Origin of the sequence: Mesobacillus harenae, from assembly GCF_013343715.1 — a bacterium.
GTDB classification, from domain to species: Bacteria; Bacillota; Bacilli; order Bacillales; family Cytobacillaceae; genus Mesobacillus_A; species Mesobacillus_A harenae.
In genome coordinates this window covers 57,322-82,050 of record NZ_JABUNR010000015.1, presented here as the reverse complement: position 1 = coordinate 82,050, position 24,729 = coordinate 57,322, and the positions used below count along the sequence as shown (strand labels likewise).

The 24,729-nt window shown below is 43.7% G+C and carries 21 protein-coding genes; 11 read left to right on the top strand and 10 right to left on the bottom strand.

From position 1 onward, the window contains the following. The first annotated feature begins 20 nt into the window (after positions 1 to 20). Together HRJ06_RS17800 and HRJ06_RS17795 are read left to right on the top strand one after the other, a co-directional pair. Positions 21 to 482 (top strand): hypothetical protein, encoded by a 462-nt coding sequence (locus tag HRJ06_RS17800; RefSeq protein WP_174734312.1) that lies wholly within the window; start codon positions 21 to 23, stop codon positions 480 to 482. Between the two features lie 75 nt (positions 483 to 557). After that, positions 558 to 1,112 carry a DUF3231 family protein gene (locus HRJ06_RS17795; RefSeq protein ID WP_174734311.1) on the top strand — a complete coding sequence of 185 codons (555 nt, stop codon included), beginning with the start codon at positions 558 to 560 and terminating at the stop codon, positions 1,110 to 1,112. A 74-nt stretch (positions 1,113 to 1,186) separates the two neighbouring features. Here the strand turns inward: HRJ06_RS17795 and HRJ06_RS17790 are convergent, their stop codons facing one another. Together HRJ06_RS17790 and HRJ06_RS17785 are read right to left on the bottom strand one after the other, a co-directional pair. Then, on the bottom strand, positions 1,187 to 1,645 hold the full coding sequence (locus HRJ06_RS17790; protein WP_174734310.1) for a DinB family protein: 459 nt from the start codon (positions 1,643 to 1,645) through the stop codon (positions 1,187 to 1,189). A gap of 39 nt (positions 1,646 to 1,684) precedes the next feature. Continuing rightward, the gene (locus HRJ06_RS17785; RefSeq protein WP_174734309.1) at positions 1,685 to 1,927 is read right to left on the bottom strand and encodes a hypothetical protein; all 243 of its coding nucleotides are present in this window, start codon (positions 1,925 to 1,927) and stop codon (positions 1,685 to 1,687) included. A gap of 249 nt (positions 1,928 to 2,176) precedes the next feature. Between HRJ06_RS17785 and HRJ06_RS17780 the strand changes: the two genes are divergently transcribed. Continuing rightward, positions 2,177 to 2,620, top strand: a complete 444-nt coding sequence (locus tag HRJ06_RS17780) for a C40 family peptidase (protein ID WP_174734308.1) — start codon at positions 2,177 to 2,179, stop codon at positions 2,618 to 2,620. Positions 2,621 to 3,201: 581 nt separating this feature from the next. On the opposite strand, the gene HRJ06_RS17775 is transcribed toward HRJ06_RS17780, so the two are convergent. After that, positions 3,202 to 3,351, bottom strand: coding sequence for a YwzD family small protein (locus tag HRJ06_RS17775; protein WP_174734307.1), 150 nt, complete (start codon positions 3,349 to 3,351; stop codon positions 3,202 to 3,204). Between the two features lie 214 nt (positions 3,352 to 3,565). Here HRJ06_RS17775 and HRJ06_RS23535 point away from each other — a divergent pair, with 214 nt between their 5' ends. From HRJ06_RS23535 to HRJ06_RS17760, 3 genes are all read left to right on the top strand, one after another. Continuing rightward, positions 3,566 to 4,654 carry a C40 family peptidase gene (locus tag HRJ06_RS23535; RefSeq protein WP_174734306.1) on the top strand — a complete coding sequence of 363 codons (1,089 nt, stop codon included), beginning with the start codon at positions 3,566 to 3,568 and terminating at the stop codon, positions 4,652 to 4,654. A 508-nt stretch (positions 4,655 to 5,162) separates the two neighbouring features. Then, a complete protein-coding gene (locus HRJ06_RS17765; RefSeq protein ID WP_174734305.1) occupies positions 5,163 to 8,207 on the top strand; it encodes an SH3 domain-containing protein in 3,045 nt (1,014 codons plus the stop codon). Between the two features lie 309 nt (positions 8,208 to 8,516). Next, on the top strand, positions 8,517 to 8,654 hold the full coding sequence (locus tag HRJ06_RS17760) for a hypothetical protein (protein WP_174734304.1): 138 nt from the start codon (positions 8,517 to 8,519) through the stop codon (positions 8,652 to 8,654). Positions 8,655 to 8,723: 69 nt separating this feature from the next. On the opposite strand, the gene HRJ06_RS17755 is transcribed toward HRJ06_RS17760, so the two are convergent. Further along, entirely contained in the window at positions 8,724 to 9,953 is a 1,230-nt protein-coding gene (locus HRJ06_RS17755) for an efflux RND transporter periplasmic adaptor subunit (RefSeq protein WP_174734303.1), read from the bottom strand. A gap of 17 nt (positions 9,954 to 9,970) precedes the next feature. Then, positions 9,971 to 10,636, bottom strand: coding sequence for a hypothetical protein (locus HRJ06_RS17750; protein ID WP_174734302.1), 666 nt, complete (start codon positions 10,634 to 10,636; stop codon positions 9,971 to 9,973). Positions 10,637 to 11,071: 435 nt separating this feature from the next. Here HRJ06_RS17750 and HRJ06_RS17745 point away from each other — a divergent pair, with 435 nt between their 5' ends. Together HRJ06_RS17745 and HRJ06_RS17740 are read left to right on the top strand one after the other, a co-directional pair. Further along, positions 11,072 to 12,694: an SWIM zinc finger family protein gene (locus HRJ06_RS17745; protein WP_174734301.1), complete on the top strand. Its 1,623-nt coding sequence runs from the start codon at positions 11,072 to 11,074 to the stop codon at positions 12,692 to 12,694. After that, entirely contained in the window at positions 12,687 to 15,512 is a 2,826-nt protein-coding gene (locus HRJ06_RS17740; RefSeq protein ID WP_174734300.1) for a DEAD/DEAH box helicase, read from the top strand. The genes HRJ06_RS17745 and HRJ06_RS17740 overlap by 8 nt, the downstream gene beginning before the upstream one ends. A gap of 784 nt (positions 15,513 to 16,296) precedes the next feature. Here HRJ06_RS17740 and HRJ06_RS17735 read toward each other — a convergent pair. Together HRJ06_RS17735 and HRJ06_RS23530 are read right to left on the bottom strand one after the other, a co-directional pair. After that, positions 16,297 to 17,592, bottom strand: a complete 1,296-nt coding sequence (locus HRJ06_RS17735) for a hemolysin family protein (RefSeq protein WP_174734299.1) — start codon at positions 17,590 to 17,592, stop codon at positions 16,297 to 16,299. Between the two features lie 53 nt (positions 17,593 to 17,645). Further along, the gene (locus HRJ06_RS23530; RefSeq protein ID WP_174734368.1) at positions 17,646 to 18,026 is read right to left on the bottom strand and encodes a MerR family transcriptional regulator; all 381 of its coding nucleotides are present in this window, start codon (positions 18,024 to 18,026) and stop codon (positions 17,646 to 17,648) included. A gap of 217 nt (positions 18,027 to 18,243) precedes the next feature. On the opposite strand from HRJ06_RS23530, the gene HRJ06_RS17725 reads away from it, so the two are divergent. Beyond that, positions 18,244 to 19,251 carry a DUF3231 family protein gene (locus HRJ06_RS17725; protein ID WP_338421119.1) on the top strand — a complete coding sequence of 336 codons (1,008 nt, stop codon included), beginning with the start codon at positions 18,244 to 18,246 and terminating at the stop codon, positions 19,249 to 19,251. A gap of 141 nt (positions 19,252 to 19,392) precedes the next feature. On the opposite strand, the gene crcB is transcribed toward HRJ06_RS17725, so the two are convergent. The 3 genes from crcB to HRJ06_RS17710 all read right to left on the bottom strand — a co-directional run bounded on the left by crcB (position 19,393) and on the right by HRJ06_RS17710 (position 21,162). After that, positions 19,393 to 19,776, bottom strand: coding sequence for a fluoride efflux transporter CrcB (crcB, locus tag HRJ06_RS17720; RefSeq protein ID WP_174734298.1), 384 nt, complete (start codon positions 19,774 to 19,776; stop codon positions 19,393 to 19,395). Next, the gene (locus tag HRJ06_RS17715; RefSeq protein ID WP_338421118.1) at positions 19,777 to 20,157 is read right to left on the bottom strand and encodes a fluoride efflux transporter FluC; all 381 of its coding nucleotides are present in this window, start codon (positions 20,155 to 20,157) and stop codon (positions 19,777 to 19,779) included. A gap of 249 nt (positions 20,158 to 20,406) precedes the next feature. Beyond that, on the bottom strand, positions 20,407 to 21,162 hold the full coding sequence (locus HRJ06_RS17710) for a DUF3990 domain-containing protein (protein ID WP_174734297.1): 756 nt from the start codon (positions 21,160 to 21,162) through the stop codon (positions 20,407 to 20,409). Between the two features lie 610 nt (positions 21,163 to 21,772). On the opposite strand from HRJ06_RS17710, the gene HRJ06_RS17705 reads away from it, so the two are divergent. Together HRJ06_RS17705 and HRJ06_RS17700 are read left to right on the top strand one after the other, a co-directional pair. After that, a complete protein-coding gene (locus tag HRJ06_RS17705) occupies positions 21,773 to 23,401 on the top strand; it encodes an SLC13 family permease (RefSeq protein ID WP_174734296.1) in 1,629 nt (542 codons plus the stop codon). A 58-nt stretch (positions 23,402 to 23,459) separates the two neighbouring features. Further along, positions 23,460 to 24,704 carry an MFS transporter gene (locus HRJ06_RS17700; protein ID WP_174734295.1) on the top strand — a complete coding sequence of 415 codons (1,245 nt, stop codon included), beginning with the start codon at positions 23,460 to 23,462 and terminating at the stop codon, positions 24,702 to 24,704. Positions 24,705 to 24,729 lie beyond the last annotated feature (25 nt).

Here is a 24,729-nt window from a genome sequence, read left to right as displayed (position 1 = left end):
AAATATGGGGAGTTTATGAAATGTCCTTAAAAGTAATTCAATTCATCGTATTCTTGCTTCCTTGGGCCAGTTTGTTTTTTACTTCACAAAAAGTAATCAGAAGGTTTATGCCGGTCACCATTTTGACAGCCTTTTTGATGACGATAATTTTTCTGTTTGCGTATTCGTATGAATGGTGGGTAATTGAGAAATACATCATACCTTGGGGTAATATTATCGATGTCAGTTTTGCCTATGGCTTGTTTGGAGTCGGAACATTTTGGATCTTTCGGTTCACTTACGATAAATTTCTGTTATATGCTTTCGTCAACTTATTAATGGATGCTTTTATGTGCTTCGTTGGCCTGCCTTTGTTAGGAAAACTAGGCATTGCCCACTATAAAAATTTGGAACCCTGGCAGTATTTTTTAATCATTTATACCCTTTCCTTTGTGATCTACGCCTATCATAAATGGCAGGAGAAAATTTTTGTCGAAGGGTAGCTGTGCGATTTTTCTAATTTATTTACATTTTTAACAATTAAATGGAAATTATAATAGTGAGGAGGGGTCCGAAAGATGTCTAATCCATTTGAAGCAGCCTGGAACACGCTAAAACTGGCGATTGATAATACAGACGAACCAAAATCACCGCTCAACATCATCGAAGCCGGCGATTGCTGGAAGTACCTTACGATGGTTGAGGAATTCATCCGCTATGAAGAAATTGGGCTCAATACGACAACCGATGACGAGATAAAAGAAATGCTAACCGATGTGATTCAAGTATGTGAGAGCCATGTGAAAAAGTTAAGTCAATTTATGAGACAGGAAGGAATTCCGCTGCCTGACGTAACGTCAGCGAAACCCAATTCCAATTCAAAGGAAATCCCGCTCGGGGTAAAGTTAACCGACGATGAGATAGCCAATGGAATCGCTTTTAAGCTTGTGCAATGCTCGCGGACATGTGCCAAAGGCCAATCCGATGCGCTCCGAACAGATATTGGCGTAATCTGGCTGCAATTTTATTTAGAATGGGCAAGCTTTGGGGCCACCTTAAAAACGCTCATGCGGAAACGTGGCTGGATAAAAGTTCCCCCTTATTACTATCCGCCCGGGTCCCCAAATTCATAGAAATGCGAAACCGACCTATGTCCCACGAGGTTGGTTTTTTATATGCCAATGGCAACCCCAACAAAAAAGGTGACCTATTCAAGATGTGCTTCTATTTGTTCTTTATGTTTGGTGTCATGTTCTATTAATCCGCTGAAGTAATCGGCTAGTGTTATGTGTTCCATGCCTGGACATGGCTGATTGAATTTTTCTGCCGGGATTTTTCCTAGCAGGGCGACAAGTTCGGTGCGAGTGGATATGAATTCATTTATTAGATCGTTTTTAGAAATGCCTGATCTGGCATAATTTGATGCCTCTTTATTAATTGCATCTGGGTCCACGTCTATTTTTGGGAAACTCTCCCCTTTTAAAAGATAGGTAATTCTATTTTTTATGAGAAAGTCGTCCCATGAAATAAAATGCGAGATTACATCTGCTGTTCCCCAGGATCCTTCCCGGAATGGTTTGAACAATAGGTCATTTGGGATTTCTTTTAAAGGAATTGCCCATGCAATTAAGCTCATTTTTTGTGCAATTATCTCTTCGCTTTTCATTGAATGCTCCCTTCTGGTTAGTGCTTCCCACATAACCAGTTAGTTGACGGTAATGTTATTATCTCTCTTTGACTTCTTCCAGAAAACAAAGGCTGCAGCCAGTAATAGGACTGGTGTTAGCGCAACTAATTGCAGCGCGTTTTCTGCACCAGCGAAATAATAAGCAATGGGCAAAAACGCCACAGAGCTGACTACCAGTGCAATCCATGACTTACTAACAAACCCGTAGAAAAGGGCCACAATCGATAACACAAACGAAGCTTGCCATAATAGAACAACCACATTAAACCTCCCCTTTCACATTCCTCCCTACCTCTTATTTTACAATAAAATCCAGTTTATTTCCAGGTGACAGGCACCATCCAGTTAACTGGATGGTGCCTGTCACCTATTTTGGGTCGCCTATTTTGGCGAATTCTGTAATATATTTGTTACACAATTGCTATCAAAATGTCTCACAAATTGTCAGAATTCTATGAGATTATTATTTTATATTAAAAGTCTATTACTACTAACGCTCTGGAGGACCTTATGAAGAAACTATTAATTGCTACTTTATTGAGTTTTACGTTACTTTTTAGCGGATTAGCTGGAAGCATACAAACAGAAGCAGCTTCATTCAGTACTTCAGCGGCGAATATTGCACAAAAATATATTGGAAAGCCTTATAAATGGGGCGGCACTACTCCAAAAGGCTTTGATTGTTCCGGACTGGTTGGCTATTCGTTTAAGAAAGCCGGCAAAACTCTTCCCCGTACCGCAGCAGCGATGTACAAAACAGGGAAAAGTGTAGCTAAAAACAAACTGCAAAAAGGTGATCTAGTCTTTTTTAATACCAGCTCAAAAGGGGTCTCCCATGTTGCCATTTATATTGGAAATAATAAAGTCGTTCACTCCGTTACTAAAGGAGTCAAAATCGATAGTCTTTCAAACTCCTACTGGAAAGCTAGATATGTAGGTGCAAAACGGTTATAGAACACACACCTAAACCTTAGACTCAAGGTTCGGTTAACAAGAAGACAATAGTTTTGCGAATTTACCTTATAAATTAAAATAACAAGAGCCGTCGATTTCGCCTATTAGAAATCACGGCTCTTTTTTATTTCCATTGACTCTGCTGCGAAAATACCTACCGCTCCGGAAATACACTACGCTTTCCGCGGGCTCGAGCTGAGCCTCCTCGTTCGTCCCTCACTGCGGGGTCTCAACTTCTTCGCTATCCCGCAGGAGTCTTCGTGTATTTCCTTCGCTAGTGTTGCATCTATAAATGAATAGCAACTTGATTGGAGCGAAGGGCAGTCGACTCCAGCGGGAAAAGCAACAACTGAAGATCCCGCAGGAAGCGGTTTTCTTCCGAGGAAGCTGAAGTGTTGCCCGCGGAAAGCGACTGCCCGAAGCGGAAATCAACGCTGCTATTCGTCGCAGTATCTGTACTATTTTTTACATCGCTAATAATGTATTTTATGGTTTTCTATTTTGAATCGAAGTGGGAAAAAGAGTAGATGAAGGGCATAAAAAACCCACCCTCGATATTTGAGGATGGGATGGTATTTGCGCTATTCAGCATAGATAGTTTGCAGCTCTAATCTTAAATCTTCCAAAACCTTTTGGACGGTGATCTCTTTGTCGGTCGTCCCTTTTTCATAGGTCTTTTTGAGAAGGTTGTAGAAAAGTTCTTGATTACCTGTTGTTTCTGTCTTGTTCATTTACAGGTGCCTCCTAATTTCGGTCAAACAATAGACCTAGTTTATTATAATTCGAAGGAAATGTAAATAAGTTTCCAAGTTATTTTCTGACAAATTATTGAAACATACGAAAGTTGTAACTTTTTCCAACAAGTTTCATATTTTCTGAAAACTTTTGTCGGTTCCATGGTAATATATGTTTATTACTAGATTTAAAAGGAGTGAACGTTGTCACATGAAGAAAAAAGTTGTCTCTCTCGCCGCCTTCGCTATCCTTTCATCAACAGCCTATGCAGCAGCCGTGTCTGCGGATACCCACACTGTTAAAAAGGGAGAAACCCTTTCCCATATTGCTTTAAAGTACAAGCTAAGTGTCACTGAGCTGAAAAAGCTAAACGAACTGCGCTCTGATCTTATTTTTATCAATCAAACGTTATCGGTCTCAATTCCAGCTGCGCCGGCAAAGACTATTACTCCTAGTCCAACTCCAACGACGACTAAATCCACTACCGCCGATGTAAAAAAGTATAAAGTGGTCTCCGGCGATACGCCGAGCAAAATAGCCAGCAAGCATAAGATTTCATTGGCGGATCTGAATGCGTGGAATAACCTGAAAAGCCACCTGATCTATCCTGGACAAATGCTGATCGTTTCCAAAGGCCAAACAGCTCCTGTTGATTCGGCTCCAGCCACAAAGCCAGTTGCCACTCCTGTTGTTAATAAGCCGGCTGCACCAGTCATTGCTGTGCCTGTCCAAACAAAACCGGCCGAAGCAGCTTCTTATAAGATTGTTGGCGGAGATACGCTAGGAAAGATCAGCTTAATGCACGGGGTGACAGTTGCCCAATTAAAGAAGTGGAACGGATTAAGCTCTGACCTTATTTTTGTAGGACAAACCCTGAAGGTTAGCGATGGAACAAAAGCAGTTGCTGCGCCAGTGTCAAATGACAAACCAGCCTCACAGGCAAATGAAGTGATTGCAGAAGCCTTTAAGCACCTCAAGGTTCCTTACGTTTGGGGCGGCAGCACTTCAGCCGGCTTCGATTGCAGCGGCTTCATTTATTACGTCTTTAACAAATCTGGAATGAAAATGGGCCGCTTTTCTGCTGAGGGCTATTTTAACCGATCCTATTATGTTGATCAGCCTCAGCCTGGCGACCTTGTCTTTTTTGAAAATACATACAAGCGGGGCATTTCCCATGTTGGCATTTACCTTGGTAATGATGAGTTCATTCACGCCAACTCCAGCGGCGGCGTGATGGTGTCTAACCTAAATAGTCCTTATTACCAGAAACACTTTGATAGTTTTAAACGGTTTTACTAAAAAGTAGACAGGTTAAGTCTTCATTTGCTAGATTAGTAGGTTTCTTATCTTTTCCCGTCGAATGAGGGTTCAAACATATGAAGAAGGGTGAATCTTGGGGATTCGCTCTTTTTTTTGGATTCCGCGGGGCCATAAACCCGCAAACTTGGACAATAAACCTGTTTCTTAAAAAATAGTTCTTTTCGCCTATTAAACTTCAAAAAAACTGAATAGTACACAAGATCGACTGAAATTGCTGTATTCCCTCTACTTTATTCGACAAATCAACGGGACTTATGTACCACATTTAAACATATACCCTACTAAAATCCGGATCAGGTAATGTTTTCCACCTATTAAATATGATATCTAGATTCCGATATTATAAGTACAATAAACTTAAATTTACATAGTGAGAGGATGGATGGCTCCCTTTTTAGTACGAATCTATTAATTTTTCATACTTTTAATTGCAGCAGCTGGTTTTTTTGGAAAATTAGGGAGAAAGTAGCGTGAATGAATGAAACACATGGGGAAAGTTGTCATCCTCTCGACAGGAATTTTGCTTGGGAGCACCTATGCACCATATGCGGAGCTAGGAATCAATACTGTCGAAGCAGCAACGGCAACAGTTAAATTTGCAAAGACCTCTTATCAGACTACTGCCAACTTGAATATGCGGAGCGGTGCGGGCACAAATTTTAAAAGTGTAATGACCATTCCAAAGGGGAAAACAGTCACCTCTGCTGAGAAAACAGGCAGTTGGTTCAAGGTTTCTTATACTTACAAATCTGGCGGTAAAAATGTCACGAAGACTGGCTGGGTGAGCGGTTCTTTTATAAAGCCTGTTGCTCAGAAAGCACCTGCAGTAACGAAATTAAGCACAACTGTAAAAGTTCCGACTACAACCTACCAAACAACGACCAACCTTAATATGAGGACTGGCGCTAGTACAAGCTATAAAACGGTACTGACGATTCCAAAAGGCAAAACGGTTACAACAGGAGAAAAAATTGGGTCATGGAATAAAGTGACCTACACTTACACTTCTAAAGGAAAGAAAATATCCAAATCCGGCTGGGTCAGCAGCAGTTACTTGAAGGAATTTTACCAATACTCCGCTTTAAAAGGGACTTACTTTTTCACAAAGGGTACGGCTAAACTGCATTCGACACCAGATACAAAGAAAGCAGCTGTCAGCAGTGCAGCAGCTAACAATGGTTTGTATTCCACGCAAAAGGTTGTCAATAGTGTTGGGGAAACATGGTACCGCGTCTCTTTCCAAGGCAAGAATCTTTTTGTAAAAAGCACTGACGTAAACTCGCTGGCGTTTACCACTTTCGCTAAGACTGATTTTAAAGCAGCTAAAGATACCTATGTCTATCAATCTCATGGCAATGCTTATACCAAACTAGTAAAAATTCCGCAAGGCGCAGTTGTGTCGGCTACACAAAGGATCGGCGATTGGGTTAAGGTTTCATATGCAGGTAAAACAGGATATTTTTTCAGCAAGGATTTTACCACTTTTAAAGCCCCTGCTGAAACAAAAATCACTGCCGGGACTCAACTGACAACATCTGCTGTTTACTTAAGACAGTATGCTGATACAAGTTCATTGTCGCTTGGCATGATGCCAAAGGGAACAAAGCTCGTCCCTACCCACCAAACATCGAGTGGCTGGTTAAAAGTAACATGGAACGGTAAAACAGGGTATGTATACAAAACGTTTTTACAGCAAGAAGCTGTGAAGGAGACAAAACCTGTGGTTAATTTTACCGAAGAGAAGGTTGCTGCGTCCACCCATGTTGTCACAGCGAACCTAAACTTAAGAGAGGCACCAGATTCCGGGACAGCTGTCTTGGTTGTCGTTCCTAAGGATACAAAGGTAGTTCCAACCCATGAAACAGCAAACGGCTGGTTCAAAATCTCATATAGCGGAAAATCCGGCTATGTGTCTGGAAAGTATTTGACTCAGGAAGATCCTGAGGTGATAGAGCCACCGGTTGTTGAGGAGCCTGTTGTTGTTTCTCCTCCTGAGACACCAACTGTTCCAGCCGAGAATCCTAGCTTTACAGAGGCACAGATCGCAGCTGCAGACTACCGTGTGACAGCTAACCTTAACGTACGGTCAACGCCTGATGCTACGATCCAGAATGTGTTAACACAGATTCCGGTGAATACGATTGTGGTCCCTACTCACAAGACATCAAATAACTGGTTCAAGGTCACTTATGGCGGGAAAACTGGTTATGTTTCCGGTTCATACCTGGTTGCTATCGCTCCGCCAGTGGTTGAAGAGCCGCCTGCTGCGGAGGATAAAGCTTTTACCGAGCAAGCGATCACAAAGGCGACTCACCTGATTACATCTAACCTGAATTTCAGGGAATCGGCCGATTCAGCGGCTACCAGCTTTGGTGTGATTCCACAGGGAACGTTTGTGGTTCCGACCCATAAAACGTCAAATAACTGGTACAAGATTGTTTACGGCGGAAAAACGGGCTATGTGTTTGGCACCTATGTTCAGCAAGTTAAAACGGGAGCACCAGTCGACAGCCGTGAAGGCTATCAGTTCATTGACGTGCGTACTCAGTCGAATGTGACGGCTGCACAAATCAATAACTATATTCAGCTGGGTGCTCGCGGAAAACCAAGTGTATTGACTGGTAAAGGACAAGTCTTTATTGATGCAGGAAACAAGTATGGTGTGAATGCGCTGTTCCTTGCCGCACATGCCGTCCATGAAAGCGGCTTTGGAACATCTACCATTTCGCTTGGCAAATACAATTTGTTTGGATTTGGTGCGTTCGATCTGGCGCCATTCGTTGGAGCCTACCGTTTTGAAAGCATCGATGCGAACATTCAATATATTGCCCAAGAGTTAAAGGCCACCTATTTGAACCCTGCTAACTGGAAGTTCAAAGGCTACCATCTTGGCTACACGACGAAGACGATGAGCAATACTCGCATAAACGAAAGCAGTGAAGGCATGAACTTCTATTATGCAAGTGATGAAAAATGGGGCTTTAAAATTGCCCAGCATATGACGAACATGCTTCCATTCGATAAAGCATACTATAGCAAAGCGACTGCGAATACATCGATTCCAGCTGTACCTGGCAAGCCTGCCGGCGGTGACATCTTCCCAGAAATCAGCGCGATTGCGAAAAGCAGTTTGGCTTTGGTTACTAGCAAGGGAAGCACGGCTACCGTTAGAACACTGACAGCTGGCACGAAATTTACGATGCTCGAAAAATCGAATGATTATTGGGTGAAGCTGAGTGTCGACGGAACTGTGTATTGGACAAAGAGCATTAGTTTTGCATCTTACAGCTCGTACATGCAGGTTCTGAACCTTGGAAGAGTGACCGCGGCTTCTCTTAACATCCGGAGCGGCGCATCTACTTCTCACGCGATCATTGGCTCCTACTCGCTGAATGACTACGTGCACCTTGTCTTAAAAGCCGATAACACACTTTCCATGGACAGCTCTAAAACATGGTACGAAGTGAAATTGCCAAACGGAACAAAAGGCTGGGTCAGCGCACAATTTGTCATGAGAGAACTCATTAAGTAACAAGTATGAGTTCTGGTTTGGGATTGGGTTTGGGTGACAGGCACCATCCAGTTTTCTGGATGGTGCCTGTCACCCTTTTTAGTCCTTTCGACTTATTTCGACTGCTGCTGTTGATTATTGGTGTTAGTTACCGATATTATATTTATGGGGCAAACTCACTGAAAAGTGGTGACGCAAAGCTACAGGGGCTTCTGTCTTAAGAGAATCCTGCTTTTGGGCACTGGAACATCGATCGTGTGCAAAGCATTGAACAAACTCTTGAGACCATGCCAGCCAGCTGCCATCAAATTGCAAGGGAGTTTTTATTTGATGTCTAGATATGCATGGATTACACCGGAAGCAAAAATGCGCCGGAAAAAGAGAAACCAGCAGTTTCTCTACCTTTCACTTATCTTACTAACCATGATCCTAAGCGCACTCGTAACCATTATGCTTAGCAAGTTCTAAACACAAACAAGGTGATAGGCACCATCCAGAAAACTGGATGGTGCCTGTCACCTTTTTGTCACCTTTTTTTCATTTGAGGAAGGCTATTCCTACATATCTAAGAAGGTTTTTTTTTGTTTGGCTGGCGAAGGTGCTTTGTTGGAGGTCGGCTGTTTTGAGCGGGGTGATGAAGGCCGCTTGGTTTTGTTTGATTCTGGCTGGGTCGGTGATGATCATTTCACCGGTTTTGATGCCTTTTTTAACCTGGTATGTGCCGTTATGGTAAAGTCCTGTACTAAGCTCGCGCTGTTCGATTGTTCCTGCGCTAGTGAGCACATAGGCTTGGCTCGCATTACCATCTATCTCAACACTCCGCTCACCCAGTGTGACGACGTCAAGTACCTCATCGGTCACGACCGAGACCGAGACATGGGTTCCCTTGATGATGTCCAACTCCTCATCGTCGAGCCTGACGATAAACGGATAGCGGCTTTCCCTATCGACGGAAGCATCTTCTTCCGGAAACGAATAAATCTTGCCTAGCGTCCCCTTAGCCCGCTTTTTTAATATATCAGCAGAAATATAGACCGGCATTCCCTCAACCACTCTTTTTAAGTCAGTTTCAGTGAATATCCCCTCTACCCTTACAGCTTCGGAAATGATCGTTAAAATTGGATTTTCGAGCTCATGGCTGATTTCTTTTACCCGTCCTTTTGTTTCACTTGTGACCTGTAGTGGACCTTCATCGCCAAGTGCGAGCAGCTCCTCTCCGTTCTGGTCGATCTCCGAAAGAATCCTGCTTTGTTTGCGTTCGATATCATTGATTTCTTTTTCAATAGAGGCGAGCATCAGGTCTGGTTCGGAACTGTTCGGCTCAGTTGCATACCCATCGCCTGTTACCGGCATGCTTGTACTTTGCTGGGAGGCCGCAACAGTTTGTAGATAGGTAAGCTGATTGAGCTGATCATCTACTAGCGCCAATTCTCTCGTAAGCTGGTCGTTCTCCTGCTCAAGCTCGGCACGCTGGGCATCAAGTTCGTTCGATTCATACTCAAACAATGGCGTTCCTGGGATAAGCTTTTCACCTTTTTTAACAAGAAATTTTTTAAAATCAGCGGTATTTTCATCATAATAAACAAACTGCTCCTCAAGAGGTGCGACGACACCCGAGGCATTCAAGGTTTTCGTGATATTTCCTCTGGTGACCTCCGTCCAGTCCTTTATGTAGGAGGAGCGCTCAACCGGGCTGTTCGTTTTGAAGATTAAATAAAGGTTTCCTGCTATTAATATGACTGCAGCTGTTAAAAAAATCTTTTTCATGATCTCCCTCCTCCCCACTAGATGATTTTTTCAAATTGAACAAATGAAAAGAGAGCGGCTAGCAGCCAGAGCACAAGGTTAAGCCCGAGGACTATCACGAGGATCATAATTGGCCTTTTCCCAGTAGCCAGTTCTTTTATATATCTGTACTGAATAATAACTGCCCACAGCTTAAACAAGGTGACTCCAGCAAAAAAGAGTATGATAAATTGGTTGTCCATGAGCGCCTGGGCGATCGGGCCGAGCGAAAAGAGTGATGACACTTCCGCCAGTCCAATTGAAAGATTAATAGGAATTAGGATTAATTTTTCAAAAAGCAGAATAACGAGAACAAGCATCTGGATGCTGATTAGCGGCTTTAGCGCGATATCAGTCAGGGCCCAGAAAAACAAAGCAGGTGCCAGTAGGATCGCTGTGCCGTAAAAGAGACCCCGAAGAACTTGTCCAGCCATATATAAGGTTTTGTGCATTTCGTATTCTTGGGGCGGGAGTTCGGTCAAATTTCCGGACAAATATTCTGATCCGATTCCGAAGTATGCACTCCATCCATAAATTAAGCCGCTGATTATAGTCAAGAGCAGCACACCCTTCCAAAGCCCTGACCACGCTTCTTCCTTTTGAAGCCGGTACGTATATAGTTTGGGCTGAAACAGGCCGCGCTGAAGCTGGGTAAGTACCCTCATGTGTGTTTTCCTCCAAGTATGTATTAGAAAAAACGGCAAAACTGCCAAGTCATTTTTGTTTAGCGTTTAAACGATGCTGTTGATTTCCGCTCCAGCCGCCCCGCGGAAAGCGAGCATCCTGGAGCGGAAATCAACGACAGCACTTGTTATATAGAAACAAGGTTTACGGAAAAATTCGCAAAGGAAAATTTGCATATTAAATCTATTCCTCCTTTCTAGCACAAATCCCTTCCTTCTTCATAAAACTGTCACTGCCTCTCCTCAAAATGGTCCTTTTTGGGTATAATAAAGGAATATGGATTTTTTGGTTATAGGTAAAAATAAGGAAGAAGTATATTTCTGAAAATAATTAGCTAGTTAATATAAAGTATTTAAGGCAAGACGTTAGTGCATAAGGATTTTTCGGATAGTTACGGAAACGAGGAGAGATGATTCATGGCGCCGATTACAGAAACCCAAGCCGAATTGCTTCAGGCTGCCGCGGAAAAACTGTCACAAATGCTTCAGCCGGAAAATGAAAGTGATGTAAGACTTGTCCAAAAGGGCTTGATGCTGTATCGCCAAGGTGTGGTCAGCTTTGCAAGAATTGATGGAGATATGCTTAAAGCGGGTGTCCAGGATGTGACGCCTGTGGCGGCGAGCATCAACTTACATAACCCTGAAGACAGCCGCTGCTCGTGTCCAGGAGAAGCGTTTTGCCGTCATCGTCTTGCGGCGTTTTTTCAGGCTTATTCACGAACAGGCAGTGTGTCTGAGTGGGTTGAAGCTTGGCGCAAGCCCTTGCGCGAAAAAAATGTTGCTGAAACGTGGGGAGTGCAGCGAGCTAAGGATTTGCTGAAATCAGCGAACTCACTTGAGGCCTCTTATGATAATTGGATTAACACTTTTGAGGAAACGTTTGATTCGATTTTAGCGGATCAGGGCGCGCCAAAACCGTATGTAATCCCTGATTTGTTCCAGGCCTATTTGCGGAAGCTGCGCGCTGCAGCACCTGTTGAAAAGGAGTGGCGGATTCTTTATGAGCTTGTGAGCGGAGTGTATTCCTTGAACAGGCTTGCACGGTTTACCGGTGAGCTTGGCTATGATGATGAAACGGTCAGCCGCTATTATCGCTATTTGTTTCATTCTCTCATTGAGGATACCGAAAATGCAGCTGATAAATTGTCGTTTCAGACACTGCCGTTTTCGTTTGATGAATTTTTACAGCGGCTTGCTGAGGATGCAGCCCTGCTATTGGATGTTAGTGAAACGCTTGAATATGAAGGAATGTTCCTTTACCGGACGCTCTGGTCGGATGTGCTGAAAAAGACGGAATGGCGCGAGGCGGAACGGGACCGGCTTGAGACTGTCATCCAACAGGGATCAGCCGGATTGGAGCCGTTTGGGCTGATTCATCAGGATTTTCTCTCCCGAAATGATGAGCAGGCGCTGAAACTGCTTTCAAAAATGAATAACAATGCTCTTCCCTATATGCTGTACTGGCTTGAGCAGCTTAGTGAGCAGCGGGCGTGGACGCGGCTGATTCCGTATGCCGAGCTGTGCGTCCAGCGCTTAGAGGGCTATCTAGCTGAGCTTAATCATTATTATAAAAGCCGTGATTTTGCCAAAATGATGATTCGGCTGATCAAGCCGGCGTGCCGGGAAACGGGCCGTGCTGACCTGCTTGAGCGGGCGCTTATTCATGCCCTTCCCTACAGCTACTGGGAGTATGATGAATTTTTAGCGGAGGCTGAGTCATTTGATAAATGGGCTGAGCTCCAAACGATGGCCGGCTATGATGTGACGATGATTTCAAAGGATCAGCTAAAAGAGGTAGGCAAACGCGCCCCTCAGGTGCTGTTTCCGCTCTATCACCAATTTATTCAGCGGCAGATTGATATGAAAAGCCGCACCCATTACAAACAGGCTGTCCGCCAGATGAAGAAGCTGCGGACTCTCTATAAAAAAGTGAAGCAAATGGATGAGTGGGAAGCATTTATGGAAACGCTCCTCGTTCGGACGAAACGGCTTAAGGCCTTCCATGAAGAATGCAGAAAGGGAAAGCTAATCGATGATTAAAACACGCTATTTAAAAATAAATGTGCAGCCATATGAAGATCGCTTTTTCCTGAGTGCAGATAATTATCATGGAAAGAAGCTAGATCCTGCCAGATGGCAGCAGCTTCTGTTCCACAGCCATAAAGAAAGCTATTACGGCACAGTGCTCGAGGTGACGAAGCAAGACGGCGTGCCTGGCGTTGTACTGAGCGGCTGGCAGCTTGTCACCCTGTTCTCGAGCGAGGGCTTTAACCGGATGATTGAGTGGGACTGGAATGAGCTTGCGGAAACCTGCCTGGCTTCGAGCCATGCGATTTATGATGCGATTATTGAAAAAGAATGGTTCCCGGATTTTAACGGCCTCGGCGAGGAACAATTCCGCTGGAGGCTGCCTGAGCGGGTTGAGGATGAATTTGGCCCCTCGTTTTGGGAGGAATCTGTTGAAACTGGGACTGGTGAAATTGAGACGCGCCCGTTCATGGAGAATTTGTTCCACGATGCGCTGGAGTCTTATTTTAACGAAAATCGGGCGATGAAATACTTGCTGCGCGAAAAGCTGGATGTCCTGCGGAACAGTCAGCTTTCGTCCCGTCAGCTTGCTGCTTTTTTCGAGGAAGAAAGCTGGCTTGAGTGGATTGGTCTTAAGGAGGATCCCGCTCCGTTTACTGTTGGGATTCGGCTGGAGGAGCCTGAGGAAGATGCTACTGACTGGACCTTGTCATTATTTTTACGTGGGAAAGACAATCCGGACGTGATGATTTCGGCTAAAGATTATGGTGAGTTTCCGGCTGGCTGGGATCGCTATGATCATAAAATTGATCGTGATGAGGCGCGGATTTTAAGGCTATTGCCTGAACTTGATGAGGATGGCCATCTGAAAAGCCGGTTAGAGGAAGAAGATGCGTGGCAGTTTTTAACGGAGTCGAGCGAAACCTTGATTGCGCTTGGTGTTGAAATTCTCCTTCCATCCTGGTGGGAAGCGATCAAGAATGCAAACCTCAAGGTAAAAGCGCGTCTGAAGGGCCAGGCGAGCCACCGGCCGTCGTTTGTCGGCTTAAACGCGATGCTTGATTATAACTGGCGCTTTTCGATGAATGGCGTTGACTTGAGCGAGGATGAATTCCAGCAGCTTGTCAGCGAGAAGCGGCGTCTTGTCTATATTAAGGGCAAGTGGGTCAAGCTTGATCCCGGCTTTATTAAGCAGATTCAGGATTTGATGAAAAAAGCCGACCGCGAAGGCTTGCAAATCCGCGATCTGTTGAGCCAGGAGCTTGTTCCAGATGAGGAGAAGCTTGAATCTGATTTGCATGATAACGCCTCGTTTGCGCGGATTCAGATTGAATTAAACCGGCACTGGAAGCAAATGATGCGCCAACTGTCGGAAACAAAGGAAATTCCCGAAGCTCCAGTGCCTGAAGGCTTGCATGGTGAACTCCGCCCTTACCAAAAGCTTGGCATGAGCTGGCTGCTATTTTTACGGAAGCACGGGTTTGGCGCGTGTCTTGCCGATGATATGGGACTTGGAAAAACGATTCAGCTGATTTCGTATTTGCTGTCGGTGAAGGATGAAGAAGGTGACGGCACGGCGCTGATCATCTGCCCAACTTCTGTGCTTGGCAACTGGCAAAAAGAAATTGAGCGGTTCGCGCCGAGTCTCAAGGTATACCTGCATTATGGCTCGACCCGTTTAAAGGGTGAAGAGTTTGAAGCAGCTGCCCGGGAAGCGGACATCGTGCTGAGTTCGTACGGGTTAACGCACTTGGACTTTGAGAGTCTTGAAGAGTTTGAGTGGAGCACGGTTGCCATTGATGAAGCGCAGAATATTAAAAATGCGGAAACAAAGCAATCCCGTGCGGTTCGCGGCTTAAAGGGCAAGCATTTTGTTGCTTTGACTGGGACACCGATGGAAAACCGCCTGTCCGAGCTGTGGTCGATTTTCGATTTTATCAATCATGGGTATCTCGGCAGTGCTGGCCGCTTTCAAAAGGAATTCATTTTACCGATTGAAAAAGAAGGCGACAAAGCAAGGATCACTCGCCTGCAGGCATTAGTCCGGCCGTTTTTATTAAGGCGGACAAAGAAGGATGAAGAGGTTGCGCTCAATTTGCCGGATAAGCTAGAGCAGAAGGAATATTGCCCGCTGACCGCGGAGCAGGCTTCGCTGTACGAGCATTTGGTACGCGATACGTTTGCCGATATTGAAAAACTGACCGGCTTCCAGCGCAAGGGCTTGATTTTGCAGATGCTGAGCCGCCTGAAGCAGCTGTGCAACCACCCTGCCCTTTATTTGAAGGAAGAAAAGCCATCCGGGTTGATCGACCGGTCTGCGAAGATGGAAAAACTCGTCGAGCTCGTTGGTTCGGTCCTCGAGCAGGATGAAAGCTGCATTATTTTTACCCAGTATATTGGGATGGGTGACATGATCCGCAAAGTGCTGAACGATAAGTATGGCATTGAAGTGCCGTTCTTGAATGGCAGCACGCCTAAAGCGAAGCGGGACGAAATGATTGCCCGGTTCCAGGACCGCAAATATCCGGTCTTCCTCTTATCGCTTAAGGCGGGCGGAACTGGATTGAACCTGACCGCAGCAAACCATGTTATTCACTATGACCGCTGGTGGAATCCCGCTGTTGAAAATCAGGCCACTGACCGTGCGCACCGCATCGGCCAAAGCCGTTTCGTGCATGTTCATAAAATGATCTCAACCGGCACACTTGAAGAGAAAATTGATGCCATGCTTGAGAAAAAACAAGCATTGAACGATGAAATCATCCAGAGCGACAGCTGGATTACCGAGCTGTCGACTGGTGAGCTGCAGGATTTGGTTGGCCTGGGGTAGATTAAATTTAGATTGCTGGAGCCTGATTCCCTTATGGGGAATCGGGCTCTTTTTATTTGAAGTTCTCTCTTGGATAGGTTATAGGTTTTTTGAAAAATCGTAATTTGCCTTTCGGTTGGTGGGTGCGGTAGTTCACGATTTGGACACGGGTTTGGCAATAAAATCATTTTTATGATCGATAAACGAGGATGAACGATGCATAAATGACCATGTTTGATCGATAAACGCCCGCCAATGATGCATTAGTCCACAATTAGGTCTCTCATGGCAGCCAATGGCTGGTGGTTCTATCTTCATACCAGGTTGGACATTTATGATTGGTACAAGCTTAGTTTCGTGAATTGCTCCCGCTGCAGTGCTTTTAGATTGTTGGAGCCTGATTCCTTTTGGGGAATCAGGCTCTTTTTAGCGGGCTATGGGCTGGAAGTTGTATGGAGATTTGGGATCGGGTTGTATGTAATCCGCTCTATGATCAGGTTGTAGGTTTTTTTGAAAAATCGTAATTTGCTTTTCGGTTGGTGGGTGGGGAGTTCACGATTTGGACACAGGTTTGGCAATAAAGCCATTTTTATGATCGATAAACGAGAAGGAACGATGCATAAAATAAAATGTCCAACCTATAAATGTCCGCCAATGATGCATTAGTCCAAAATCAGGTCTCCCATGGCAAAAATCCGCCTGTCGCAAAGCCCATATAGCCTATTTAAAGTAGCGTGCAGCAGGAATTTGCCCAAAATAAGCATAAAAACCGGATCTCCCTAAGGAAATCCGGCTCATTCACACCTTATTGCTTTAAAACTTCTAAATATTGCACATGGTGGCTTTCCATTTCGTGAACTTTGAAGAGAAATCCGTCTGCTTCTATCTCTGTTCCGATTTCGGCATCGAAGTTCTGGGTTAAGAACCAGCCGCCGATTGTATCGACTTCTTCGTCCGACAAATCTGTTCCTAATAGGTTGTTAACATCGTTAACGAGCAATTTACCATCTAAAAGATAGTGATCATCTTTTATTTTACGGATTTCCGAGATTTCATCTTCATCGAATTCGTCTCTAATCTCTCCAACGATTTCTTCGATGATATCCTCAACCGTAACGACTCCTGAAGTTCCGCCGTATTCATCCATTAGGATCGCAATATGGGTGCGTTCTTTTTGCATTTTTACTAATAAATCGTGGATGTGAATCGTTTCGATGACACGGATAACTGGGTTAATAAAAGAATTCAGCTCGAGTTCGCGGTCTTTTTCAGTTTCAAATAGCTTTGCCGTTAAAAATTCCTTAATATTGATGAATCCGAGAATATTATCTTTGTCCCCATCGACTACCGGGTAGCGGGTGTAGTTCTCCTCTTTAATAATATTCATAACATCGTTTAGAGTATCTGAGATGGAAATCGTGACGATCTCGGTACGCGGGACCATGATTTCTTTGGCGATTCTCTCGTCGAACTCAAAGATATTGTTCATATATTTCAATTCGTTTTTATTGATTTCGCCGCTTTCATAGCTCTCAGATAATAAAATACGCAATTCTTCTTCTGTGTGAGCTATTTCATGTTCAGAGGCAGGTTTTAAACCGAACAGGCCAACGAGAACACGGGCAGAACCATTCAGGAACCAAATAATCGGATACATTAATTTATAGAACCAGATAATCGGAACTGCGAATAAGAGCGTAACCGCTTCTGCTTTTTGAATCGCCACCGTTTTCGGGGCAAGTTCACCTACGACAACATGCAAAAAGGTAACTAGAGAGAAGGCAATTCCAAATGACAAAACGGTTGTTACGGATTCACTCAGCGCAAATGCACGAACTACAGGAAGCAACAGCGCATCCACAGTTGGCTTTCCTAACCACCCAAGCCCTAGGGCCGTGACTGTTATCCCTAACTGGCAGGCTGACAGGTATTCATCCAAATGGCTGACAACATGTTTTGCTGAGAGTGCACCTTTTTTCCCTTCAGTAACCAATTGATCGATTCTTGACGTACGTACTTTAACAATAGCAAACTCAGTTGCTACGAAAAACCCGGTTAAAGCGATTAAAAGTACAATTAAAAGTAAATTTATAGTGGTCAATTAGCAGTCTTACTTAGTAAGACTTCCACCTCCTGATTTAGTAAGTTATCTATTTAGCTTAGCAGCAAGATCAGCGATTGAATAAGTGTCAGGCTTTCATGTGATACATGCTTTTTTACACATTCGCGATTTTGCTGATCGCTCTTTTCTAGTTTACCCAATACCTTAGAAACGTCTTTTTCTAAGCTTTTCATTTTAAGCCTAAGCTCGAGGACGTCTATTTCTTCTGTATCCTTTTCAAGCAGGCGTTTTTTTATAATTTCTAATGACATTCCGTCTTTTTTACATTTCTCGATAAAATTGATGCGCTCAATTGAAGCAGAGCTATAATATCGGTAATTCGAAGGAGAACGTTCTGCTTCTAATAATCCGAGATTTGTATAATAATCTATCGTTCTCTTTGTAACATTAACTTTATCTGCTAACTCCCCGATCCTTAGCTTCTTCGCCCCAATGGTATCACCTCAAACTATCACGTTATGGTTATGTTGCTTATTATACAACCAGTATTGTTTCTTAACAATATCATTTTTAAAATTAGCTTTAAAGAATTGCGTCGGTCAAGAAATTAAACAAAAAATAAAATTATAATGTGAATTCCTTTTGGGAAACCTACCCATAAATTGGTCAATTTCGGGAGGTAAACAAAAGGTGGAGCAGGAACAAACAATTCCATTAACATCGGTGGAACTAACAGGATTGCACCAAACTTACATTAGTGACAGTATGGCAGGTTGTGTGTACAGCCATTTTCTTGAAACAGTCAAAGATCCAGAAATAAAGATGGTTGTTGAGCATGCACTTGATATTTCAAAGCAGCGTGTTGAGAGGATCAAAGGAATATTTACGGAAGAGAATATCCCTGTTCCGATTGGTTTCACTGAACAGGATGTGAACTTAGAGGCACCTCGGCTATTCTCGGATAAATTTTATTTAACCTATATTAATCAAATGGCAAAGGGAGGACTCTCTAATTTCGGGTTTCTTTTGCCGCAAATGTTTCGCAATGACGTCCTTACACTTTTCTCAAAGTGTCTCTCGTCAACAATCCAATTAAATACTGAGGCTACCCTTCTTTCATTAGAAAAAGGACTGGCCATACGCCCGCCAACGATTCCGTACCCAGAAAAAGTGGAATTTGTTCATAAGCAATCCTTTTTGGTGGGATTTTTTGCAGAAAAACGTCCGCTAACCGGAATGGAAATTTCAAGTCTCTACGCTAATATTCAAACCAATAATCTCGGTGAGGCAATGGCCATAGCCTTTGGACAGGTTGCACAATCTGATAAGATCCGTGATTATATCATGCGAGGCAAACAAATTTCAGAAAAGCATATCAATATTTTCAGTTCTCTCCTGAGGGCGGAGGAGCTTCCCGCACCGCAGACATGGGAACAAGAGGTAACCGATTCAACGGAAGCTCCATTTTCTGAAAAGCTTATGATGTTTCACTTTGGGATGATGAATTTTTCAGGAATCAGCAATTATGGAAGGGCACTTTCCACAAGCCAGAGAAGCGATCTGGCCACTGCCTATTCCCGCTTAACAGCGGAGATCCTAAAGTTCGCTGAAGATGGGACAAATATTATGATTAATGAAGGATGGATGGAACAACAGCCTATGGCTGCTGACCGGAATGATTTAATTAAGGGGTCTTGAAAAGAAGCAGAGCCGGCAAGATGAAATGAATTGCCGGCTTTGTTTTGCTTGTTCATTTGGATCTTTGACTATTTGTATGATCATTTTCGAATTGCTAGCATACAGCAAAAATTTCGTATGCTGAGAAATATGTAAAGGAAATCATAAAACCTTCCCGACCTGTAGGCCTAGCAAAAACGTTAACAGACTGCCCCCAATTGAAACCCCAAAATACAAAATCGCTTTTTTGTAGAGTCTTTGCCTTAATAAACCGATTGTCTCCATGCTGAAGGTCGAAAAGGTTGTAAAAGCCCCGCAGAAGCCAATTCCGAGGAATAGGAAGAGTGGATGTTTATAGGCTCCTAGAGGAATGGTTTGATAAGCAAGTCCGAAAAATAGCCCTAACCCAAAGGATCCAAGCACATTGACTATTAACATCGCGATCGGAATTGGGGGCTTGGGGTACTTTTTCATAAGGGCAAGCCCGATTAGATAACGCGATACGGCTCCCAATGCACCTCCCAAACTTAAGGTTAAGATGCCCATTTATTTCACCTCGCTCCATTTTGTTCCCAGAACTAGCCCGATAAATGCGAAAACAAGACCAGCAAATAACGAGATTCCCAGATAGACCATTGAATCACCGAGGGAGAAAACATTGCCTAAATACAGCGTATCCGCAGCAAGGGTTGACATAGTTGTAAATCCTCCGCAAAACCCGACTCCTAAACCAAGCTTAATCCATTCCCGAAATGGCCGGTTGATCATCCAGCCGGTTAAGAACCCCAGCAGCAGGCTCCCTGCAATGTTTTCGAAAATGGTGCCAATCGGGTATCCGGCAAATAAAGTATATACATTTAAGTAGTATCTGAGGAGTGTTCCCAATGCACCGCCCAAGCCGACTGCTAAGATATTTTTAAAAATCACGATTCAACACTCCTGCAAAAAAACTTCTTTACGTTCATATGTAAACTTTCAATCTCATTATATAATACACCACTGATCTATCCTACTACTGGGAAAAAGGTTGAATAAGAATGCTGTAAAAGCGGACCGGGGAAGACAAACTCTGCGGGATGAATTTTGAAAATCGCCGTGAGGAGGCGGCTGCCTAGTTATGATAATTCTTACTTTCTTTAAACGTTTATGGACAAGGTGAAGTGTTCAAAATCCCAGTCATAGCCCGCTTTTCAAGCTTAATGCCCAATAATAAGGTGACTCTTGGAGCAATACGGTTGGATGAATAGAACTGAGCCAGGATTCGGTTACCAGTCTGTTGGCATGATCCTTTGACAGCTGGAAAACCTCCATAGCCGCTTCCTTAATTTCCTCAAACAGTGCAGGATCAGCCTTTTTGATATGGGAGTTTGCGGCATCCTGAATCCCTGTTGTCATGATTCTTTCTTTAGTTAAACATTTGACCGCTTCGGAACTATTAAGTGATAGTTGATCCTTTGTTGTTGAAATCATGAATTGATCGTTAGTTTTAAAATGGCCTCCCGCAATCGGGCCAAACACAAAGTCGAGATCGTGTTGATATCCTTTGCGGCACTGAAAAACAAATTCCTTCCAGGCTAATTTTTGTTCCTTCCAGTCAGACTGATCTGGGAATGGAAACCTTTTTCCTTTAAGCTTCTGCAAACAGTTTAAGCCAAAATCGAAGGCTACTATAGCGGGAAGCCGTGCATCTGGGTGGTTCAGATAATCTATTTTGCTCATTTGCACAGTCTCCAAAAGCTTCGCTGAGACTTGTAATCTTTTTGCACGCACGTCAGCCCATCTAATTGCTTGTTTCATGCTATGAGTGACATAGAAACCCCTTCCAAAGTCCGTATTTGGTCTTTGAGCATCAAGAATAATTCCGTATTCTTTTATTAAGTTTGCAGCAAACAAATTAGTGCCATGATAAACGGTACGCCCCACCTTAAGCACGGTCATCCCCCCTCAAACAGGATTGAACAGTTTATTCTATGTAACGAAAGATTGGCCTGTAACCCTTTGGGGCTGGAATTTGAAGTTCAAAAACCAGGCAAAGTACAAAAATGCAAGTTCCTTGAATAGCCTCGACAATCCTTCATGTGAACCCGACTGGTTGGCTTCGATAAGCGCTGGAGAGCTTGAAGGTGATGCTGGACTTGGATTTCGTCAGGCAAGATCAATGAGGAACTGAGTGTTGGGAGTCGAATACGAGGCTGATTCGGACTGCCCAAGCTGGAAGGGTTGATCGGTGTCCGAATGTTTGGCTTGGGAATTATCCACCACAACCTAAACTTTTAAAAAATTCCTACCAATTACATAAAACCGGCCAACTGCTAAGGAAAAACGGGAGTATTGGAGAGGGCTTTTCGGATCTCTTTGAAAGGGAGCTAAACTAAATACCTATTTAAATTGACCAGTTCGCAAGCGGAAAATAATTCTAAATACCCCCTGCCAAGCTGGTTAGTTATTTGAAAGTAGAGATCAGTTGACATTTTGAAATACTTATCCGTAAAATCAACTTTATGAATGGAAAGCGTTAACATACGAAATGGAGGAACTCACCATGAAGCAAGCACCCTACCTAAGTGGCTGGTCCCACCTTTGGAAAATGCATCAACAGGCCAAGGATTTGTTGTTGTTTACAGCAACTGGATCAGCTAAAAAGCCAAATACTGAACAAAGAGCTCAGCAACAATCTGGCCCTGGTCCGTCATTCACAAACAGGCAGAAGGCTGGATTAATTCTTGGGCCAGCCTTATTTGTCTTTCTGCTGTTGTTTTTCCATCCAGATGGCCTTTCGGAACAAGGCATCGCAATTCTCGCCAGCACAGCATGGATAGCGACGTGGTGGATCACGGAAGCGATTCCTATTCCGGCGACATCCTTGCTGCCCTTAGTGCTATTCCCTTTGACCGGAGGCCTAGATGCCAACCTGACAGCATCGTCCTATGGCGATAATACGATTTTTCTCTTTATGGGCGGATTTCTGATCGCCTTAACAATGCAGAAATGGAACCTTCATAAAAGAATTGCCCTTTTCATTATTACCTTGATTGGGACAAGTACGGAAAGGATAATTATGGGATTCATGATAGCTACAGGATTCCTGTCCATGTGGATATCCAATACAGCTACGGCAATGATGATGGTCCCTATTGGTATGGCAGTTATCTACCAAGTCACTGAACAGCTTAAAAAATCAACAGGCTTGGATCCGCAGGATAAGAACTTCGGTAAGGCGATTATGCTAGGAATAGCGTACAGCGCCTCAATTGGCGGGCTTGGAACGTTAATCGGAACGCCTCCTAACACACTTTTTGCTGCAGCTGTCAATGAGCTTTATGGAATTGAAATCTCATTTGCACGCTGGATGTTATTTGGTGTGCCAATAGCTGCTATTATTCTAGTTGGCGCGTGGTATTATCTAGTAAAAATTGCTTTTCCTATGAAACTCAAAAGTCTCCCTGGCGGCCGCGAGGTAATTTTAAAAGAAAAAGCTTCTCTCGGAAAAATGGGAATGGAAGAGAAAATCATACTGGCCGTTTTTTCACTGACGGCGTTTGCCTGGATCACCCGCTCTTTCCTGCTGAGTAATTTTATTCCAGGGTTGAACGATACGATCATTGCGATGGTCGCAGCTATAATTTTATTTATCATCCCTTCTGTTAATCATAGGGGAACATATCTTTTGGACTGGGATACAGCCAAGCAGCTGCCTTGGGGAATCCTGTTATTGTTTGGGGCAGGTCTCGCAATTGCCGCTGGTTTTCAGGCATCAGGCCTGGCACAGTGGATCGGCCAGCAGCTTACAGTCTTAAATGGCGTCCGGCTAATCTTCATTTTGGTGATTGTGGTAACACTGGTAATCTTTTTAACTGAAATAACCTCGAATACAGCGACTGCAACAATGATGTTTCCGATCATGGCCTCTTTGGCCGCGGCAATCAACGTACATCCATACAGCTTAATGATCGGAGCTGGACTGGCTGCTAGCTGTGCGTTTATGCTGCCAGTTGCAACACCGCCTAATGCTGTCGTTTTCGGATCCGGCTATTTATCTATACCCGATATGGCCAAGGCTGGGTTCTGGCTAAATATACTTGCAATCCTGCTCGTAACACTGGCAATCTTCTTTTATATGCCTTTAGTTTGGGGAATAGATCTTAATAGCTTCCCGGCACAATTAAAATAGTATTAAGAAGGGACGTTAGCTTTACGGCTATCGTCCCTCTTCTGGAAGGACTGCTAAAATGACCTTAGAGGTGCACGAAAAATACTCCCAAGAACTTTATACTGCTAAGGACAGAGGCTACTGGAAAGCGATTATTGCCCTTTTGTTTGGATCTCTGCTTATTTTTTCCACACTATATTCTTTCCAGCCGCTTCTTCCAGTATTTGTTGATCAATTTAATATTACTCCTACTCTTTCAAGTCTGGTTGTTTCTTCTTCTGTCTTTGCCATGTTAATGGGTTTGCTCATATTGGGATTTATTTCTGATAGATACGGAAGAAACCGAATTATGATTCTGTCGATAGTGGTCACTGTTTTAACACTACTAGCCATGCCATTTGCAAATTCCTTTGCATTGATTGTATTCCTAAGATTAATTCAGGGTTTCTTTCTCGCGGGAATACCAGCTGCGGCCATGGGGTTCCTAGGAAGTGAAGTAGCTCCAAGAAGTTTGGGGATGGCCATGTCTGTATATATCGCAAGCAATGCCCTAGGCGGAATGGGCGGACGAGTGACAGCAGGATATCTGACCGATCTATTCGGCTGGAAAACGGCATTTTCCGTTTTTGCCGGATTTGGCTTGATAGCAGCCATACTATTTATCTGGCTGCTTCCGCGCGAACGGTTTTTTAAGAAGTCGGCGCAGCCGGTAAGCCATGATCTAAGAGGAATGGCGGTTCATCTAAAGGATCGAAAACTAATCCTTTATTTCTGTGTCGGCCTGATTCTGCAGATTGTCTTCACAGCAGTTTGGACTTACTTGCCATTTTATTTGCAAGGCGAGCCATTTTCAATACCGCTAAAATGGATTTCACTTACTTACTTTGCTTATCTATTGGGTGTAATCGCCCCTCCGATTGCGGGAAAGCTCTCTGCTCATTACAGTCTTAACAGTGTAATGGCCGCTGGTATCATTTTCTTTTTCATCGGCGTCTGGTTAACTGTAATTCCGGCTATCGCCATTATTGGCCTTGGCCTTGCCTTAGTTTGTACAGGATTTTTCATCGCCCACTCAATGGCCTCTTCCTCTGTAACCCAGATTGCCACCCACCATAAAAGCGGGGCATCAAGCTTTTATCTGATCAGCTATTATATTGGCGTGGTTCTAGGAAGTACTGCTGCTGGTGTTATTTGGGATGTATTTTCATGGATCGGTATTGCAGCCACCAGCTTACTACTAATGCCATTAGTGTGGATGATTTTTAAAAGCGCACATTCATCTTCCATTGAAAAAACAAATTCAATCATTACCAATAATAACTGAACTTGTAAAATGTACCTGCAACCTT

Excerpts from the sequence above, each read along its gene's own strand:
- HRJ06_RS17760 (WP_174734304.1), top strand. The coding sequence starts at position 8,517 with ATGTCTAGATATGCATGGATTACACCGGAAGCAAAAATGCGCCGGAAA.
- HRJ06_RS17750 (WP_174734302.1), bottom strand. The coding sequence starts at position 10,636 with ATGAGGGTACTTACCCAGCTTCAGCGCGGCCTGTTTCAGCCCAAACTA.
- HRJ06_RS17795 (WP_174734311.1), top strand. The coding sequence starts at position 558 with ATGTCTAATCCATTTGAAGCAGCCTGGAACACGCTAAAACTGGCGATT.
- crcB (WP_174734298.1), bottom strand. The coding sequence starts at position 19,776 with ATGGGCATCTTAACCTTAAGTTTGGGAGGTGCATTGGGAGCCGTATCG.
- HRJ06_RS17765 (WP_174734305.1), top strand. The coding sequence starts at position 5,163 with ATGGGGAAAGTTGTCATCCTCTCGACAGGAATTTTGCTTGGGAGCACC.
- HRJ06_RS17755 (WP_174734303.1), bottom strand. The coding sequence starts at position 9,953 with ATGAAAAAGATTTTTTTAACAGCTGCAGTCATATTAATAGCAGGAAAC.
- HRJ06_RS17740 (WP_174734300.1), top strand. The coding sequence starts at position 12,687 with ATGATTAAAACACGCTATTTAAAAATAAATGTGCAGCCATATGAAGAT.
- HRJ06_RS17780 (WP_174734308.1), top strand. The coding sequence starts at position 2,177 with ATGAAGAAACTATTAATTGCTACTTTATTGAGTTTTACGTTACTTTTT.
- HRJ06_RS23535 (WP_174734306.1), top strand. The coding sequence starts at position 3,566 with ATGAAGAAAAAAGTTGTCTCTCTCGCCGCCTTCGCTATCCTTTCATCA.
- HRJ06_RS17700 (WP_174734295.1), top strand. The coding sequence starts at position 23,460 with ATGACCTTAGAGGTGCACGAAAAATACTCCCAAGAACTTTATACTGCT.
- HRJ06_RS17745 (WP_174734301.1), top strand. The coding sequence starts at position 11,072 with ATGGCGCCGATTACAGAAACCCAAGCCGAATTGCTTCAGGCTGCCGCG.
- HRJ06_RS17775 (WP_174734307.1), bottom strand. The coding sequence starts at position 3,351 with ATGAACAAGACAGAAACAACAGGTAATCAAGAACTTTTCTACAACCTT.
- HRJ06_RS17790 (WP_174734310.1), bottom strand. The coding sequence starts at position 1,645 with ATGAAAAGCGAAGAGATAATTGCACAAAAAATGAGCTTAATTGCATGG.
- HRJ06_RS17800 (WP_174734312.1), top strand. The coding sequence starts at position 21 with ATGTCCTTAAAAGTAATTCAATTCATCGTATTCTTGCTTCCTTGGGCC.
- HRJ06_RS17705 (WP_174734296.1), top strand. The coding sequence starts at position 21,773 with ATGAAGCAAGCACCCTACCTAAGTGGCTGGTCCCACCTTTGGAAAATG.